The 17,939-nt window shown below is 50.2% G+C and carries 18 protein-coding genes; 2 read left to right on the top strand and 16 right to left on the bottom strand.

The features are described from left to right. Nucleotides 1-197: 197 nt before the first annotated feature. Entirely contained in the window at nucleotides 198-590 is a 393-nt protein-coding gene (locus ON05_RS34040) for an AbrB family transcriptional regulator (RefSeq protein WP_010481985.1), read from the top strand. A gap of 268 nt (nucleotides 591-858) precedes the next feature. On the opposite strand, the gene ON05_RS34035 is transcribed toward ON05_RS34040, so the two are convergent. The 16 genes from ON05_RS34035 to ON05_RS33960 form a co-directional block, all read right to left on the bottom strand. Further along, a complete protein-coding gene (locus ON05_RS34035; RefSeq protein ID WP_010481986.1) occupies nucleotides 859-1,218 on the bottom strand; it encodes a hypothetical protein in 360 nt (119 codons plus the stop codon). Between the two features lie 41 nt (nucleotides 1,219-1,259). Next, nucleotides 1,260-1,889, bottom strand: a complete 630-nt coding sequence (locus ON05_RS34030) for a pentapeptide repeat-containing protein (protein WP_262562607.1) — start codon at nucleotides 1,887-1,889, stop codon at nucleotides 1,260-1,262. Beyond that, the gene (locus ON05_RS34025; RefSeq protein WP_010468322.1) at nucleotides 1,879-4,248 is read right to left on the bottom strand and encodes a hypothetical protein; all 2,370 of its coding nucleotides are present in this window, start codon (nucleotides 4,246-4,248) and stop codon (nucleotides 1,879-1,881) included. The genes ON05_RS34030 and ON05_RS34025 overlap by 11 nt, the downstream gene beginning before the upstream one ends. Nucleotides 4,249-4,382: 134 nt before the next feature. After that, nucleotides 4,383-5,573 carry a hypothetical protein gene (locus tag ON05_RS34020; RefSeq protein ID WP_029314939.1) on the bottom strand — a complete coding sequence of 397 codons (1,191 nt, stop codon included), beginning with the start codon at nucleotides 5,571-5,573 and terminating at the stop codon, nucleotides 4,383-4,385. Between the two features lie 2 nt (nucleotides 5,574-5,575). Beyond that, nucleotides 5,576-5,794, bottom strand: coding sequence for a hypothetical protein (locus ON05_RS34015; protein WP_010468324.1), 219 nt, complete (start codon nucleotides 5,792-5,794; stop codon nucleotides 5,576-5,578). Between the two features lie 165 nt (nucleotides 5,795-5,959). After that, nucleotides 5,960-6,475, bottom strand: coding sequence for a hypothetical protein (locus ON05_RS34010; protein ID WP_262562606.1), 516 nt, complete (start codon nucleotides 6,473-6,475; stop codon nucleotides 5,960-5,962). 131 nt (nucleotides 6,476-6,606) lie between these two features. Beyond that, nucleotides 6,607-6,984, bottom strand: coding sequence for a hypothetical protein (locus ON05_RS34005; protein ID WP_010468328.1), 378 nt, complete (start codon nucleotides 6,982-6,984; stop codon nucleotides 6,607-6,609). Between the two features lie 29 nt (nucleotides 6,985-7,013). Further along, the gene (locus ON05_RS34000; RefSeq protein ID WP_010468330.1) at nucleotides 7,014-7,196 is read right to left on the bottom strand and encodes a hypothetical protein; all 183 of its coding nucleotides are present in this window, start codon (nucleotides 7,194-7,196) and stop codon (nucleotides 7,014-7,016) included. A gap of 121 nt (nucleotides 7,197-7,317) precedes the next feature. Next, nucleotides 7,318-7,677, bottom strand: a complete 360-nt coding sequence (locus ON05_RS33995; protein WP_010468332.1) for a hypothetical protein — start codon at nucleotides 7,675-7,677, stop codon at nucleotides 7,318-7,320. Between the two features lie 92 nt (nucleotides 7,678-7,769). Then, nucleotides 7,770-8,126 (bottom strand): hypothetical protein, encoded by a 357-nt coding sequence (locus ON05_RS33990; RefSeq protein WP_236618811.1) that lies wholly within the window; start codon nucleotides 8,124-8,126, stop codon nucleotides 7,770-7,772. Nucleotides 8,127-8,136: 10 nt separating this feature from the next. Then, nucleotides 8,137-8,562: a hypothetical protein gene (locus ON05_RS33985; protein WP_010468336.1), complete on the bottom strand. Its 426-nt coding sequence runs from the start codon at nucleotides 8,560-8,562 to the stop codon at nucleotides 8,137-8,139. Nucleotides 8,563-8,678: 116 nt separating this feature from the next. Next, entirely contained in the window at nucleotides 8,679-9,194 is a 516-nt protein-coding gene (locus tag ON05_RS33980) for a YlqD family protein (protein WP_010468338.1), read from the bottom strand. 62 nt (nucleotides 9,195-9,256) lie between these two features. Further along, nucleotides 9,257-9,577 (bottom strand): hypothetical protein, encoded by a 321-nt coding sequence (locus ON05_RS33975; protein ID WP_010468340.1) that lies wholly within the window; start codon nucleotides 9,575-9,577, stop codon nucleotides 9,257-9,259. A gap of 23 nt (nucleotides 9,578-9,600) precedes the next feature. After that, nucleotides 9,601-10,236, bottom strand: a complete 636-nt coding sequence (locus tag ON05_RS33970; RefSeq protein WP_010468342.1) for a hypothetical protein — start codon at nucleotides 10,234-10,236, stop codon at nucleotides 9,601-9,603. Nucleotides 10,237-10,381: 145 nt separating this feature from the next. Then, nucleotides 10,382-10,780 (bottom strand): hypothetical protein, encoded by a 399-nt coding sequence (locus tag ON05_RS33965; protein WP_010468344.1) that lies wholly within the window; start codon nucleotides 10,778-10,780, stop codon nucleotides 10,382-10,384. Next, nucleotides 10,773-11,891, bottom strand: coding sequence for a hypothetical protein (locus ON05_RS33960; protein WP_010468346.1), 1,119 nt, complete (start codon nucleotides 11,889-11,891; stop codon nucleotides 10,773-10,775). Before ON05_RS33960 ends, ON05_RS33965 begins: the two co-directional genes overlap by 8 nt. Before the next feature lie 460 nt (nucleotides 11,892-12,351). Here ON05_RS33960 and mobF point away from each other — a divergent pair, with 460 nt between their 5' ends. Continuing rightward, nucleotides 12,352-17,928, top strand: a complete 5,577-nt coding sequence (gene mobF, locus ON05_RS33955; protein WP_262562605.1) for a MobF family relaxase — start codon at nucleotides 12,352-12,354, stop codon at nucleotides 17,926-17,928. The last annotated feature ends 11 nt before the right edge of the window (nucleotides 17,929-17,939 follow it).

Here is a 17,939-nt window from a genome sequence, read left to right as displayed (position 1 = left end):
ACTTCATAATGATGAAACCTAAGGATAATCGCTAGTTTCTTTCTTAGAAGAGATATCTGTTCTAATCCAACCATTTCATGCGAACTGCTTGATTTTTTCATGCCAGTTCTCACCTTCACGACACCTTAAGCTTAGTGTGGACAAAGTATCTATGGAATTGACAATCAATCTGAGGGAATAGTAAGCAGTGAGGTTTAATGATGCCGAAGAAAACTAAAAAACAAAGTAAGCCTTTAACAGGTCAAGCTCTATTGACTAAAGTGAAAACCCTAAACGATTTGACTCGGGAAGAAAAAGCCAAAGCTTGTGGCTACTCTAAAGTCGCTAAAGATGGCACTGAACGCATCAACGTCATGGCCTTCCTCAATGCCGTCTTAGACGCAGAAGGAATGGACCTAGATGCAAATGGCAAGAGCAACAAGAAGATGGGAGGACGTCACCTCACTTTTCGTACCAGCGTACATTCCAATGGCAATCTAATGATCGGAAGTCCCTACACCAAGAAAATGGAACTGCAACCGGGAGATGAGCTTGAAATTGCATTGGGGCGTAAGCATATTCATTTAAAACTCATGGCTGAAGAGGATTAATCGTTGATACAAATGACTCCCTGTATGGTCTTCTACAAGGGAGTCGTAAAAACTTTTGTAACCTCACTACATAGCAATAACAGAGGGGGTTATTTCCAACCTGTGATATTCAGACCTAATGATATCCCCCAGATTCCCCAATAAACCCAACTGTGAGAGGCCCATCAGGGAGGCAACACCGACACGAGTTCACTGGGACTGTGCGGAGTGTGGATGGAGGGATGGGTTGGTTTAAGGTAGAGATTTAGGCGCTTTCTCGTCCGCAGAATCATTCAGGTAAAAGCCAGCCCTTCTCATCAATAGCCAACTTAGCCTTGTTTTCTTCGATCACCTCTGGAGAGAGGTAAATATACTCCCTGATCTCTTCGTTGTCGTTAATGGTCTGAGTCTCAATATCGTCGAGCAGATCAAAAATATGGACATCTGGGAGAGTCCAGCAATAAAGCCATTTCGTTTTTGGGTTATTGCAGCATTTGAGGCCAATTTCAACCGCCCAAAATATTGCATTGTCTGGAATCTCGGGGCTGGAGTATGGGGGAATAGGAGCGGTGATCTTGGGTTGGTTAACAAGACTACCTATCTCTCCGTCAAACTCCCATTGCTCACGGATCAATTCTTGCCTGTTCATGATGATTCTTCCTTGTTTCGATGTTGTGGGTTCTCTGCACCTCAGAACTTCGCAAGGCTGATCTGCGCTCCGTCCAGGTTCACCCCTCGCCAACTCCTAACTCTGAATATCGTGCGATTGAGGTTTGCACCCCTGAAGTCGCTGCCCCTAACCGAGGCAGACCGGAAATCGGCATCCGTCAGATCTGCCCCGGCAAAGCTGGTTGACTCTAAATTGCAGCCCACAAAGATGGCATTCTTGAGATTTACTCCCTTGAAGCTGGACCCCTTCAGATTCGACTCCCAAAAGTCGATACCCGTCAGATCCAGCCCTGAGAAGTTGCCACCCTCAATTTCTAGCAAAGGGAAATATCGCTCCCCGGCCTGATACCGCTCAATGATTTTCTTAGCCTTACTTTCAACAGTGTCATCCAGCCAATAAGGACCGTAATGTTCATCTAGCCACGGCATCCCCGTCCCGTGATTTTTCTGCTGTAATAGGTACTTACTTAGCCCTCGCTGGCTGAATCGCCAGTGACCATCGATGCAGGCACCAGGGCAATTACCTTGCAGGGTTGCATTCATCAGGCTGTCTTCGGTCAGCCCCAGGAACACTGCGGCCTCGTGGGGGAGCAGTACCTTGTCTATCTGTGGGAGCTGGTGGGTGCTGGTGCTGGTGTGATTAGTTTGCATGGTGCGGACCTCCTATCGCAATCGCTAGAGATTCGAGGCAATAGTAAGCGGGCACTTCAGCATCTTCGCCCCCACTAAATGCATTAATGAGTTTGTTAAACCGCTTGACCCAAGGCATTAGCAAAATCGTGTAGCGGCGCATGAGGGGTGGAAATTCATCAAACCCGATCCAGTGCTTGGACAGGACGACACTCCCCTCTTGCCCGTAGCTGTCTCTAATTGCCTCAGAGAGGAAACAGGAGATGGGATGAGACGGCAGAAACTGCGACAGGCCAGCGCACTCGTCAGGGTCGTGTGCCTTGAGGTATCGATAAAAGTTCTCTGGGGTCAGGATGCTGTAGAGGGTGGCATTGGTCAGCTTGGGGTAAATTATCTTTTTGTCAGCCTTGCTAGAACATCTAGCTAGCTTGGTGCAAGACCGCTGAAAATAGGATTCAACCTCATGGGTGTCTTGATCACTTCGACGAGGTAGAGCAGGCGGGTTTTCTGTAACCACTTTTCCACTACCATCACATTCAAGTTCATTCCTCATGAACATCCCAATGCAATCAATCACTCCAGATCGACCATACTTTTCATGCAACTCCAGTTCCCCTTCAGGATCGGTCCGTTGCACATCCTCGTCAAACTCCCAGAGATAGTACAGGTCTATCTCAACTGCACCATCTTGGTAGGGGCACAGCTCAAAATCATAGTATTCCTGCAATAAAAAACAGATAGATTCACTGGATAAATCATCATACTTAAGTGGGCCGCACAAATCCTCTTCAAGCATGATGGCCGCGATTTCAATCAAGTAATAGAGGGTTTCCTTCAGTTCTTTCAGGGGGCGGTCGCTCTTGACGCAAGCATCCAATGGCTTGTCATACCGATATCTGTGTGTGATGTGGTAAACCTGGACGGATGACGGGGAGAGCCGCGATTGAGGTCTACCCTGGAAAGCTGCTAGAACCTCTTCCCGGCAATAATTAGTGGTCTTTCGAGTGCCGTAATAAGGCAGATCCCCTCTGGTGCAAACCTCTGATAAGCACCACTCAATGCGTTCTTTAGGAAAGCCAGTTATACGCCCTTCGTCTCTAGTGACAATGAGAATATTCCCCGGCAAGGCTTCAAAGGTTTTTGGGTCCAGACAATAAGGCTCTAGACCTTTGGTGCGGGCCTCGGCGTCCATTAAAATCTCAACTTCTAAACCTGACATTGAAATGCGATCAGTCAAGTACTCGATAGTCGTCCGATGACCCCGAACACCCACCAGCAACTGTAAATCCTCCAAGTCAAGTGGGTGTGGTGAATGCAGCTCTTCCCAGCCTTGAGCAGATAGGTACAAATATCGCTGCACCTCACCCGACTCGCTTACAGGAGCGACTTCTAGGCTGACTTCCTGTTCAATCCCTTTCTCTCGAATCTTCCAACCCTGCGAGATGCGCTCAACTTCGTCCCGCACCTCTTCAGGTATCAGGGAAGCACAAACATCCCATTCGGCACCCGGCAGATTAGACCATTCCCAGTTATCCATCAAATCCAACTGGGCATCAAAACCACTGGCAAGGCCAGACAACGGGGTGCAATTGAAATATCGACAAAGCAGATAGATGACATCCAAGCTGCCAAATGATTCAAAGTAGTCAAAATCCCAAAAGCACATCTGTAAGCCTTTGACGATATTCCATAGGCACGGGATATCCATCGTTGTCTCGATGCCATTGAGCTGAAAAAATGGCTCACTGCCAAAGATAAGAATTCTTGACGGAGACTTGGCCTCGCCCTCCAGGCAGCACGGCAACTGCGTATGGTCGAGGTGGGAAAGAGAGACCCTCAGAACTTCGTGAGGTCTGAAGACTTCGGTGAGAAAACCAGACTCGCGCAAATGATCCAGTCTTTCGACTCTCTCTAGGATTTGCTTGGATGGCTCTACCAGAAGCGGGTGGATTGCCTTGGAGCTGGATGGCTTGGGCTTCTCGTTGCCAAAAAATGACAAGAATATCTCTGGCGTCAATATCCGCAACTCAAAGGGAGCTGTGTAGTGTACGGTCTTAGCCTCTGGGTTAGGGTGGGAGTGGTCAAACAGGTCTTGAGCTTCGACAAACTCAGCAACTTGAGTGTGATGGACATAGAGCCTTGCGCCACTCAATACAGCGCTGGTCTGGTAAAAGCCTTGAGACAAAAGCTCAGGTTCACTCATCCCTTCAGGTTGCGGCCATAGCTCCACTTCAAGCGGATGATGCCAATGTTGGGTGACGGACAAGAAGCCCGTATAAGGGAAGGATGGATCTAGGTCGATTTCTTCAAGGTCAACATTGAAGATGATTGACCTGTCAGTATTGAAGGGTATCGGCTGTAGGACGGTTGCAGTAGTCATGGGATTCACCTCATTAGGTGGGTGTTTTCAGTGCAAGTGATGGGTATCGAGTGGAGAATCTAGTTAGTTATTTCAGTTTCCATAAGGAAATTGAAATAACTAGGCAATACAAATTCCAGAGAGAAACCAAAAAACTAAACAGCAGGATTCAACTCAGGCTCAGCATCTTTCTGTGACCTGTCTGCAATGGATTCAGCTAAGCGAGTGAAATAAGCCCGATCCTCAACGGTAGTGTGGTCGAAGAAATAATTGTGTCCAACACCCCGGATGTCCTGATGACTGAAAAATCTTGCATTGCGATAGATGTGATTCAGGAGATCATGATCGGCGCATCGAGCAACATTGATCTCGTACTCGCCCTTCATAAAGAGGTAGCGACCATCGTCATATAGGGTGCCGCCCTCAGCATCTTCCATCGGACTCCCAAAGGCAGCGATGATTTGCGCTAACTGGTCGAAAATGGGCTCCTCGACTCTCTGCTGGGGTTGAGCAGGCTGATCGGGAGCAGTAGATTGGCGTTCAGCGAGGGGTTGAACACTCTGGGAATGCATACCCCGATCAGCCCTACGACGCCGGATATCTTGAAAACCATCAAATAGATGACGTGCAACCTGACGAGCATAGTCCTCAATCCCTCGCTGCTCTTCTTCAGGTGTTTCAAACCCTTCCTTCTGTGGCTTGATGCAGCGCTTACAGTCACCGGGAAATTCAGAAGCTTCAAATCGAGCATAGACATGCTTGCCCTCAAGGCTCCTAGGCTTCCGCCCGTGGACAATCTCTAGGTATCCACTTCGATCCGTGACAAAGAAGCTAAGGAGTTCGTGATAATCCTCGATGGCTAGCTGGCATCGCTTCAGAACATACTGATAGAAGTCTTCAAGCATTGGAGATGGCGGTAGTAGCTGAGAATGCTCAGCAATTGCCATCCAATATTCGCTGTACTCCAGATCCTGGCCTTCAAGTGCATCAATAAATTGCAAGGCTTGGGGAATATACTCGTGTTGGAAGATATTTGAGCCGCAATGGATCACACCAAATTCACCTAGTCGTAGCTCTACTCTGATAGCTAGTGAGCAATAGCCCAGCTCCCCTTGCTGCAAATAGACCGGGCGAATGCGACGACGCCAGTATTCATCAGCCAAAAGCTCCATAATGACTGAATCGCCTTCAGGGTCGCAGTAGTCAGGATGCTCAGCTTGTTCATCTAAGCTCTGGCGAACGCTTTCAACTTCCTCGTCAGAATGGCAAGGCTTCAGATCAAACCAGCGATTGGGGTCAATCCTAGTTTCTGGATCAACCGTAATTGTCCACGTTGATTTAGCCATAACTACCACCCGTAAAATCTCTGGACAATACCCACCCGGATGCTCTCAGCTACCTGAGGCTCAGGGGGTATCAGTGGATTGAACGCTGACAGCCAGGACGAAACCCGGTCTAGGATCTGGTCTGATGGGAGTCCTGTGCATGGGTCTGGGTGCTGACCGTAGTCAGTCTGGTGGTCGATCCAGGCTTGCTCGATGAAGCCGAAAAAATAGGTTCGTTCCATTGGGGTGACCTCGTTATAATTAAATGAAAGGATTTATTTGCGACCTCTTGGGCTGGAAGAACTGGAGGTCGTTTTATTGTGGTTGGGGGTGAAGTCTGAGAGGTGGTATTGGATGGTGGCATCCAGGCAACATAGATTCCATCTGGAAGCTGAAAATCTGGGAACTTACTCAGGTTTCGTATAGATTGACCCCAGAACCCGATCACACATCGCCATGCCCCAATCCTTCCATTCAGGGATGGCCGTGGGGTGGGTCTTATGCTGATAGCCAATCGCGTATGCCGCCATCTCAAGCAGGATGCAATGGTCTTCTGCCATGACTGAAGCAATGCGATAACACAGCATCCAGACCAAGGCTTCTACTCTGTCTTCGTCATACCGCTCATCAAACCCGCCGATCTTGTGCCAACTCTCCAGTTCATTGAGCAGGGTATCAAGCGACATATCCAGAAGGTCTGGATACTGTTTGAAAGGTGGCTCCTTCGAGGCGCATCGATAGCGGCCAAGGGCTTCCTCTTTTTCCACCTCTCGCTGGGGATTCTTACGATAGATAATCTTGCCGTCAACGTCCTCCCAGATGAGGCCCAGTTGATCCACGACGCCATTGAAGATATTGCCCTGGCCCCAATCGGCAAGCGCCATATTAGCAATCTCCTCCGGGCGGGGTCGGCGGCGGGCCATCTGGATGTAGCCAAAGGCCATATCAAAACTTTTCAGACGCAGGAATTCCCTCTCCTCGGGGGTTCGCGTAGCAGCACAATCCATGATTTTTCTCCTATGGTCTAAGTTCTGGGGTAGGGATTGGTGGACAACTATCGAGTCTCAAACTTCCTTCCCAACCAGGTCACGGGGAACCACAGCGCAAAAGCAATCAGGCCAGATGCGAGACTCCAGTAAATCTGTTCCTCTGCGAGAACAGCAACAATAATATTGGTCTTCAGCCCTGACCATTCATGCATCTGCTTCATATATTCCAGCTTCTCTTTGGTACTGCTATCCTCAGTTATCTCAGGCAGGACAATATTGGCTTTCTCATACTGATGATAGAAATGCGTGGACAAGAGGCGGGCCGCTCTGGGGATGGGGTGCATCATCACCAGATAAAACCCCAGTGACACGCCGATGGAGCCGACAACGATACCTCGGGCCAAGGCACAGAGAGTTTGTTTGGACGGTAGGGAAAGTTTCATGGGAATATCCTCAATTGTTCATAAGTTGATCAGCGGAATCCTTCAGTTGTTTTGTCCTCAGCACATCCGTCTGAATCTTCGGCGGGGCGGTATGGGTAGAACTGGAGTTGAGTGGTGGTGTTTTCAAGAATTGCCTGGGTCATCGCTTCCTGGTTTGGTGGGTCGCACCAGGGCAAAGGAGAGGTGGGGTATGGGTTGTGGGGCTTGGGCATGATGCGAAATCCTTTTATTAGGTGTGATATGAGCGGGCTGCAGGGGGGTAATTGTCGTTGGTATTGTTTTGCGATGCTCGGAGAGCGGCCTTCGGCCATCGCGGATGTGATACTGCGCCAATTACTCTGGTCTAAGCTGCTGATAGACCAAGATTGCCGACACATCAAAGACGAGCATATAAAGGACAAGGAGATGCCCCAGAAAATCGGGTGCTGTTTCAGTCCTGGCATAGAAGACCTCTAGCGGAATGGAGCTAGAGATGACACTCAAGGCGTGCCAGCTTAGATAAAGAATAGAAATGGCAACACTCGCCAACATCTGAATCAAGAGCTGAGTGAACAGCACGACACAAAGCTTTTTGCACAGCGCCAGCACCGAACATCGACGATACAGAAGCCCTTCGTACACATCAACCAAATCTTTGCCGACTGAATAGCCGATGTTGATGACGCCTGCTTGGACGGTACGGATAACTTTCATGGGTATCACCTCATGAGTAAATTTGGGTAATTGTCGTTGGTATTGGTCACGCGATGGTCGAAGACCGACCTTCGGTCATCGCGTTTTCGGTATCACCCCCCGTCGTCTTTCCCGTCCTTACCTCTGTAGGCGTCCCAAAGGAAAGCGACACGTCTGAGGCCAATGACACCCGCTCCACCAACGATGCACACCAGCGAACCGTAGTGGAGGAAATCATTGGCAACGGGGTTATGGATGATTGACTTGGATATTTCTACAACAGGGCGAAAAGGGAGCGCTTCAAGTCGCAAATGACCCGTCATTGGATCTGGCCCGACCAAACCATCAGCCATGAGCCAGCAGCCCCAACCCACCAGACCGAGGCGCAGGGCAATAACTGGCAAGGCTGAAATAATGGTCGAGAGTACTTCCTTTTTCAGTGGCTTATCTATGGGAGCTATGTTAGTCATGGGTTCTACCTCACTTGCTTTCTCGTGATTCATGCGATTGAGCGGCAGATAATGCCAGCTTCATGAAAACTAAACGTCCCAAAGTGTGGGCGGCTACCACAGTCGGAAAAGATAAAATCCACAAAGAAAAAAGCAGCGGAATTTCCTGGGCAATGGGTTCGCCTTTAGCAAAATAGACATTTCCCATTGGCGTGGAGATTCTTGCCTCCCAAATCGTGGATTTGACTTCAGACTCTGGCAAGCACTGAGCTAGGGTAACGGGCGTATACCCTAGCTGAGAACATTTAGCATCAATCAAATAAGGCGAAATCGTGAGCAAGCCAAACACAGCACAGCTCACGGATATCGCACCGAGAACAAACTTGAGCGTGGAACCTAACTCTTCCAAAATCGTGGGTTGTCTTGGGACAGTCCCTGTACGCAATTCAGTTAACATATGTCTTCTCCTGAGTTTTGGTGGAGTGGGTGACGGATGAATATGCCACCACCCCTATTGATGGGTCGGGAAAGGGCAAGTAATATGCCCCCTCCCTCAAAACAGGCGGGTTGGAATTACAATTCGCCCCGAATTTCTTCAATGACCCCATCACGGAGGACAACCTCGACTTGCATCTTGCGGACCAAATGGTCGCCTACTTTGGCATAAAAGAAGTTATCGACCTGGCCTTGATCAACTTCCTGGCCCAGCTCCAAGGTTTCGACTTGCTCCAGTTGCCGCAAGACTTGGTTCTTTTGCTGGAGCAGTTCGTTTTTGCGTTCATTGGCCTGGGCCTGGATACCTTGGATCTGGTTTTGGGTTTCGGTAACCGTGCTGTTATCGGCTCCGATGACTTGGATGGTGTGCTGACTCAGCTCTCCGACCATTTGTTGGACTTGGGTATCCAGTTGGGTGAGTTGTTCATCTAATTGGTCAGATTGGGACTGGAGCTGTTGACGCGCTTCGTCTTTCCAGAGTGGGGTGACGATGGATTTGATGAGGACCGGGCGATTGAGTAAGAGCTGATTATTTGATGGAGACTCAACCCAAAGTTCTGGTTTGGGCTGGGCTGGACGGTCTTGAATAAGCATAATGATTGCTCCTTAATTTGATGGTTTTGAAGGTGACGGATTAATATGCCACCGTTAATTTGCTAGTTGGCGGTGACGGGTAATGTGCCACCTTCCGAATTTGGCTGAGTAGTGACGGGTAATATGCCACTCTTGTTATTTGCCGATGATGGGGCGATGGTCCCCCGCAGCCACCAGCCCCCAAACCCAGCGATAAGGGCGACGAGCACCACCAGCCAACCCCAATAGCTGAAATCGCCAAGCACGGCCATGCGGTAGTCATGCTCCCTTCGCTTTTTGGCATCCTCACGCAAGGCTTCCTGGTCCGCGAGGAGCATTGCCCGCTCTCGGACAGCGAGGGCCTCTTTCGACTGCATCGCCCAGACTTGGTACTGGGAGTTCATCAGCTCCAACAAGATTTGACGCTCTAAACTTCCCGGACCTCTGCCTCTAAACACTTTCCCGGCACCGTTTCGCCCTCAAGGGCTTCTTGGGCTTCCTCCTTCGCCCATTCTTCGGCAAACATTTTCTTCAAGTCACGACTCAGTTGCTGCATGTGGTACTTATGCGCGGCTTGGACAACCCGCTCTGAAGTCTTTCGAGCGTTCTTGACGACTCGGCGGCAGGTTCGCAGTGAGTCAGCTTTTAAAGCTAACTTCATGCCCTCATCGACTTCCTCCACATCATCAATAGTCACTTCTTCCTCGGGTTCTTCGGTGCCCTGCAATTCAGCTTTGACCGCATCAACGGGGTCTATGCTCTCCTCAGAGACCCGCTCACAGACCAGGGTAAACAGTGGGTGGTACAGGTCATCGCCCGTCTCAATTCCCTCCGCAGTGATGGCCTTGTGGATGGGTTTCAGGTCAACTTGATGGGTGTCAGCGGTGTAGATGCACCAGCCATGAGTGTAGGTGTCAGCGATGTTTTCGGCCTTGAGTTGGAGGACACCCTGCAAGGTCTCCAAGTCATAGCAGTCCTCGCTCATCCCGCAGGCCCGTAGTAGCTTGTCGAGGTCATTTTGCTCAATGCCCAGTGTTTGGGTTAGGTCAGTTGCATTCGTCATTGTTTAATTCTCCAAATGTTGTGCTGATGGAATATGCCACCGTGGATTTTGATGGCAGTAAAGAAGGGACATATGAATATGCCACCGTGGGTTTTGATATCGGTGGTGAGAGGACATATGAATATGCCCCCTCATTTTTTTGCGGTCAGTCGTCCATAACGAACTCCTCGAATTCCGCTTGCGACTCATCCCAAGGGGGTGTGTCATCAAGGTCATCGGCTTCCGCTGGTAATGTGCCACCAGGGATACTCAGTGTTGGTTCAACCATGACGGGCAGGGGCACCTCAGCTTCAGCTAGCCCCAAAGCCATCTGGTAATAGCCTTCAACCTGGACCCTAGAAACTTCAATGGCCCCTTGAATCGCAGCTCGGTTACGAGTTTGGATGGCGACTGACAACACCTTCAGCACAGAAAACATAATGCCTAGGCATAGCCGGGTAAAACTGGGTCCGGGTCCGTAGTGATTGCGAACGGCATTGATGATCGCCCCTCGCTCAGAAGTGAGCTGCCAACGAGTATCAATCCTGAAAATGACTCTAGACATTGCTCACCTCCACCTTTGCACTCTTGGCTGACTTAGTAATCTTGGTTGTCTTGGAATTTTTACGAGTGGGGGGAGCTTGCAACGTTTCAGGACGATCCGCACTCTGACGCCATACCAGATACGCATCCGTCAGGCGGTAGGTCATCGGAGACTTTGACCATTCTGGGAATTCCTGACCAATGGTGCGAATCACAGGGCCAAGGGAATCCATCTTGCCACTAAAGAATTCCTTGAGCTGCTTAGACCAGGCGGGCGCGCCCCCGCCTGCAACATAGATGCGCTTGGCTTGCACCACATCAATGTCACTACTCAATTGATGCTGGAGATTCACCCAGTACAGATCCCTCGCTTGGCGTAAGGAAGCCACGATGGGGCCAGCTTTCTCACCCAATGTCTTCTCAAGTCCTTTCTGACCAACCCCCTGGGAAAAAATCAGCTTGGCACCCGTCAGCTCATTCGATGGTGTCCAGTTCATATGGTGCTGAATCATCAATGAGCCTCGTCCAGCCCAGGTCTGGATATAGCCCAAGCCACTATGCTCATCCTTGACCTTCGTCAAAGTGAAGTCCTTGTGACCAAACATCAGAATAATCGAGGGGTAGACCTTGGCATACGAGACGATTCCCGCACTCTCTGGCAAGACATTCACAAACCTCGGCGCACAGGTCAGTTGCTTCGGCCCGTACAAAAACTTGCTGACGTACTTCGCCAAATCTCGCTTCATCTGGGCAAAGCTTGGCTCCTCACTCTGAGGCAAGAGCAAGTCCAAATACATCTCGCAACCATTCCCAGCCTTGGAGATGGCATACCCCGCAATCGACAGCACCTTGGCAATCGCTTCAGGGTGCTTGTGCTGGTCTGTGTTGGTCTGCCTGAGATTGGTTTCAGCAATCTGGCCCGTCTGCCAGTACATCCCTCCATAGCCAAGGAGAGAACTGTGAGCGGAGTTGTCGTGGTCCGACTCCTCGTACAGACTCTCGGTTGTTCTGAGGACAGCAGACGGTTGTGTAATACATTCCTCAATCGGAAGCTTGCCATCCGGTGCAATTTGCAAGAAGGCTTTGGTCAAACTTGCACCGACATCGACCGTCAAAAATATTTTTGTAGTCATGTTGAAAAACCTATCGGTTTGGACAAGGTAATGTACCCCCGCCAAAATTGCGGTTTTTACCACTTGATTACCACCGGGTTACCACCGAAAACGCAGTATTTGCAAGGATCCTAGAGATGGTGCTACTTTGAGGGCAGATTCAAGAGGTTCTGGAGGGGTCGCTGAGGCTCCCACACCCATCACCACTCCGAGGCACCGGAACGGAAATTTACCCAATCGGACTGACCCTAAATTTTCGTAGTACATTCAGAAACATTTTTGTACTATCACGTAGTACTTCCGTAGTTGTTTTGTAACTTCACTCTGTAGTACACCGTCACATCTTTGTAGTTTTCACGCTGATGATCACATTCGTGGTCGATGGAATCGCTTTTTAAAAATTTCACAGCAGGTATTCCCATGCTTAAAACTTTCCTGAAACGTTTAGGCCGCTGAATCAAAGGTCGATGTCATGAAGACGATGCGGACCATAACGCGGGACTTGATTGAGTACTACGAGGAAGATGAATCTCTCGTAGACGAAGTGGAACGTTACTACGGTGAATCCGAGTCCATCGCTGACATCGACCGCATGACGACAACAGTGTGGGTCGGCTCGAATGATGTAGTCCAGAAACTAGGTCACTACGCCAAACGCGAAGACTTGAAATCTCTCAGCAGAGGAGTCATTCCTGGAACCGCTCAACGAATTCGGGGCAAAAGACCTAACGAAGAAGACGATGAACGCCTTGCTCATGACCTGGTGCTGTCTGCTCCCAAAAGTGTATCGATGGCCCTGCACTTGGAGGGGGATAACCGGATCTTTGATGCCCACATGGAGGCAGTCCTCGAAACCTTTGAGTTACTTGAGCGCGAGTATGCCCAGACCCGAATTCAAGTGAATGGGGTCCGCTCCGTCGTCGATACGGGCAATATGATTGCGGCGTTGATGCCCCATCACACGTCTCGCGATGGGGACATGCAGTTGCATACCCACATGCTGATCATGAATGGGACACAGGGGCCAGATGGGCAGTGGCGGTCCCTCTCCCATGAAAAGCTGGCTCAAGCTAAGTGGGTCGGTAGCTTCTACCGCCAAAAGCTAGCTGAGAAAGTCCAACGGCTGGGCTATCGGATCTACGAAACTAAAGATGCGTTTGAGATAGTGGGCTACGACCGTTCTGATGTCGAAGTCTTTTCTAAGCGTCACCGGGCCATCGTCAAAGCAGTTCAGAAAGAGGGGTTAGAGGTCACACCTGAGAACAAGAAGCAGAAGGTACTCCCTACTCGCAAGGCTAAGCGAGGTGTGGGTAAAAAGCTCGAAGTTATCCAAGATCATTGGCGTGAGGAAGCCCTCTCTCAAGGGGTGGGCCATCCGGTATTGGCTGAACCTCTGGCCGTAATGCCTGACCCAGATAGAGCCAGGATGGAAGTTGAAAGTGCTATTCGCCATTATGCGGAATGGTCCTCAATCTTTGAGAAGGATGACATATATGCCTATGTCTTCCAAACCCTCAAGCGTCAAGGCATGGCGATGGAACAGGTGGATGAGGCCATCAAGCAAAGCAAAGAACTGATCCCCGTTGAGCGTGGATTCACCACCGTCACTGCTGTAGAAGAAGAAACCCAGATCCACCAGCGCTGGATGGAGGGCCAAGGCCAAGCTCAGCCAATGGTCGCTCATCCTTCGCTGGTTGGGATTTCGGTTGAACTGAACAAAGACCAGGCCAAGGCCATACTCAACACCCTCACTAGCACTGACCGTTATCAAATCTGGCAGGGCTTTCCAGGGGTGGGCAAGTCCCGAACCTTGGGGGTACTGAAGACTTTACTGAATGGGTCTGGATTAAATATTCGGGGGTTCAGCCCCACGATTCCAGCGGCAAAGAAGCTCCAAGATGAGCTAGGCATCACGACCAACACCGTTGAACATCTGGTCCTACATAAAGCTGAGGACAGCCCTAACCAAGTCTGGCTGATTGATGAAGCGGGCATGATGAGCCGACGGCAGATGAAGGTGATTCTGGAGAAAGCTGAACCCATTGGGGCACAAGTCATCTTCGTGGGAGATGCAGGTCAAAACTCTTCAATTGAAGCGGGCAATCCCTTCAAGTTCATGCAGGCCAATGGAGCCACCACTCATCGGATTGAGGAGATTGTCAGGCAAAAAGTTGACGTCCAAAAGCAGGCCGTTGAACTGATTGCCAGAGGCAGAGGAATTGCAGCACTAGAACTCCTCGATGCTAATGGATATGTGATTGAGTCGGGCGATAAATCTGATATGGCCCAAGCCGCAGCGGATCAGTTCCTCGCTCTCCCCCTCAAAGAACAAGAGGAAACCCTGATTATCGCAGGCACCAATGAGGAACGACTCGATACAGAGCAAGCCATTCGTAGAGGGGAGAAACAAGCGGGACGGCTGGGAGAATCCAGCAAGATTGTTCAGCTTAAGTCCCGCAACTTGAGTATCGAACAAAAGCGACGGGCGGATTGGTATCGAAAAGGGGATTACGTTCGGCTATTGCAAACGTCTAAAACCGCATCCATCAAGCGAGGAGAACTCTACAAGGTGGAACGACGAGAGGGAGATGAGCTGGTGGTATCTTCCTTTGGCGGTCGGCTCTATCGATTCAAACCCGCGAAATACAAACTAAAGGAGGTCTACAGTGCCCACAAATTTGATGTGGCTGTTGGGGATAAGTTGCGGTGGACGACAACTATCAAAGAGAACAACTGGATCAACGGTCAGCAGCTCACGGTCACCGCCCTTGATAGCTTGAATATGACGGTCAGGGACCACGAGGGACGTTCCCATGATGTACCACTGACGCAACCGCTTGCCTTGGAATATGACCGGGTGTGGACATCCTACCGCTCCCAGAGTGGCAACAAGAAACGGACGATTGTCATCACCACCAATGACCGCACCTCCAGCCGGGAGCCGTTCCTCGTCGATATTTCTCGGCAAGAACATGAATTGACTGTCTATACCGAGAGCCTGAATAAACTCAGGAATCGGGTCGCCAAATCCAATGCTCAAAAAAGTGCTTTAGATCTAATCGAGGGAACCTATGGAAAGCAACGAACAACAACAGCAGAACGTCAACAATCAACAACAGAACGTCAACAATCAACAACAGAACATCAACGAAATCAGAAGCCAACTCGGTCCCCTCACGGACGCGATCACCATCCTGACCAATCAAGTCGAAGAGGTCCAAGCCCAGAACCAACACATCCTAGACGAGAACAGAGAACTCAAGTCCCAGGTCAGGGAGCGGATCAACACCATACCAATGGAAGTCAAAGCCGTTCTCAACCTGTTCATCCAGGAATTCAAAGAAGCGATGGCATCCAAGAAACCCTCGGATATGAGCGAGTCGATCAAGGAACTCGCCAAGGCAATGGACAACTTAAGGATGAAAATCGAGGATACCAGCGTCTTGCAGATGACCATGAGCGACAAGGTATTGGAGGCCGCAGAGGAGATCATGCAGATCAAGGACCAGCTCCCCCGACACGCCCCACCCAAGACGGTCACTCACCAGAATGGGGGTCAACCTCCTCAGACCTAGCAAAACTGGTAAAGGCATGGACCCAAGAGCAAGCGTTAGCTGAGAGTGGACTAGGGTCTCAATTGCTGAATCTCGCTCAACGGGTCGATGCCTTATGTCAGAGCCTAGAGCCTGATACTTTTAACGGCCTGGACGAATTAGCTAATGTCGTTCAGGAGCTTCAAAAACAACAAGCCCTCGCCCAGAACCTCACTTATATTTCCCAATCCATAGAGCAGATAGACCAGACCATTGACCAAACCATCGAACAGACGGTCAGACAGCAGAGGATTAGGGCCATTGCCGATGCTGTCACGGAATGGCGAACGGGTCAGGAGCTGGCAAATGCTGTTACTGAAATGGTGGATGTCCTAGCTCAGGGTACTGAAGGGTTAGACCAAGCAATCATCAGACTCCAAGCAGGGATTGAGGCGACCCAATCTCTGGATGTCCAATTCCCCGCAATGGCTGAATTGGTTGATACTGTTCAGGACTGGCAAACTGAGGTGGAAGTCTCTGCTGCCATCGGTGAAGTGCAGGAGCTGGTTGAGGGTCTGACCATTCCCCAATTCCCTGATATGGATGACCTGGCTCAGGATGTCCATGACCTCAACGAAGAACAAGCTTTAGCTGAGAGTGGCTTGATTGAGCAGTTGGCTGAGCTGACCACTCAGATTAACGAGCTGGTTGAACCCCAGCAAATTCAGTTTGAAGGTATGGCACAGCTAGCTGAGGTGGTGAGCGAACTCCAGCAAGGTCAATCCCTCGCTCAGGTGCAACCTCAGCTCCAGGCCATCACCCAACAGATTGAAGCCTTTAACGCCAAGCAACCCACTTATTCTTTTGCCAAGATTAAGGAGCTGGCCGATACCGTCAGTGAGTGGAGGGCACATGAGTCCATTACTCAGCACATTGGCGCTCTCAACGATCTGACCGTTCGCGCTCAGCGAAGTCTGAAGACCTTCCCAGCTATGCTGCAATTGGCTAAATCCGTAAAGGCAATGCGCTCTGTGGATGCACTCATGAATGGGCCAGTCGCAGACCAGCTCAAGGAAGTTGCTCAACAGTTAACGGACAAGGGAATAAGCGTCACGCCTAAGCCCAAAACCATTGAGGATCAGGTGTTCTGGAAACCCGACTATACCGGGGTAGAGCGACCTGACCACATTGATGAGAAGCATTGGAACGAATGGGTAGCGAGCTGCGCCCATCCTGATGTGATTGCCGCTCGACTCCAATCCATTGCCGATGATCAGGTGATTGATCGGTTGCTGGGAGCCAAGATTGAGGACATCGCCACTCGTAGACGGGATGGGTCTTTCAAGACGGTTCGCAGCCAATATCACATTGAGCCGATCCGAGCCTTGATTAATGATCGGTCGCAACCTGAAGTGTTGAGCTATCAGGAGCTAGCTGAGGGTGGGGGCTGGTGGGCTGATGCTGGAGTGGATCCGCTGTCCTTTGAAGGACTTGGACCCAATGAGGAACCCACACTGAGTCTCTATGGCACCTTCAAGCCTGATACTCCCCGTATCGACATGAAGAAAACTCGCAGAGCTAGAGCGAAAGACCCCAATGCCCCACTCAAATATCGCAAGTATGAAAACCCAATGGGGCCAAAACGCGAACTGTTTGAGCGAGATATGGCTTTCCAACCCGTTCCCGATCACATCGCTGAGCGGATCTTAGCCAAGTATGGAGTCACCCAAACTGATGAAGAGAAAACTAAAGGATTCTGGTACACGGTCTACAAGCATCCTGAGATTCCCATCTACCGGACTGAAGGAGACAAGAAAGATGCTGCTCTGGTTTCTCAAGGTCGGGTCGTCATCGGCGGGCAGGGGGTCAACATCGGCTATCGGGCCAAGAATCAGCACGATGAAAGACTCGAAAGACGGGTGCTGCATCCTCATCTAGAGGTATTTGCTGTTCCAGGTCGGCAATTCAGGTATGCCCATGACTGGGATTCAGAGCAATCCACGGTCTGGAATGTGCGTCGTGAAATGGTCAGAGAGGCTGAACTCATTGAAGAAAGAGACTGCAAGACATGGAGAATTCCTTGGGATTCTGAGAAAGGGAAAGGCGTCGATGACCTGATCGCTAATCATGGCCCCATTGCCTTTGAGCGGGCAGACAAAAATGCCTATCCGATGGACCGGGAAATCAATATGCACTATCGAGGGCAGTACACCCAGATTAAGAATCACCTGAGCCGAGAGAACCCACAACACACAAACGATATTGCCATCTACCTCATCGCTCAAGGTGATGGGGATGCAATGGATGGAGTAAGAGTCATCATGCAGTCAGATGCAGTCAGACAGATGAAATCACCTGAAGAGAAAGAACGCTATATACAAGGGGTAATTGGCTTTACCCACTCATACCAAGATGCCCTACAAAAAGGGAGGCCCACCAAAGTCCTTGAGCGCAGATTGTTCCTGCTCCAGCATAATTCTCAACCCACTCAAGCTGCGAATCTGGACAATGAACTGGAGATGTGATCGGCAGGATA

Origin of the sequence: Acaryochloris sp. CCMEE 5410 (genome assembly GCF_000238775.2) — a bacterium.
Lineage (GTDB): Bacteria > Cyanobacteriota > Cyanobacteriia > Thermosynechococcales > Thermosynechococcaceae > Acaryochloris.
The sequence above is the reverse complement of the archived record's forward strand: the minus strand, read 5'-3'. Positions and strand labels throughout refer to the sequence as shown.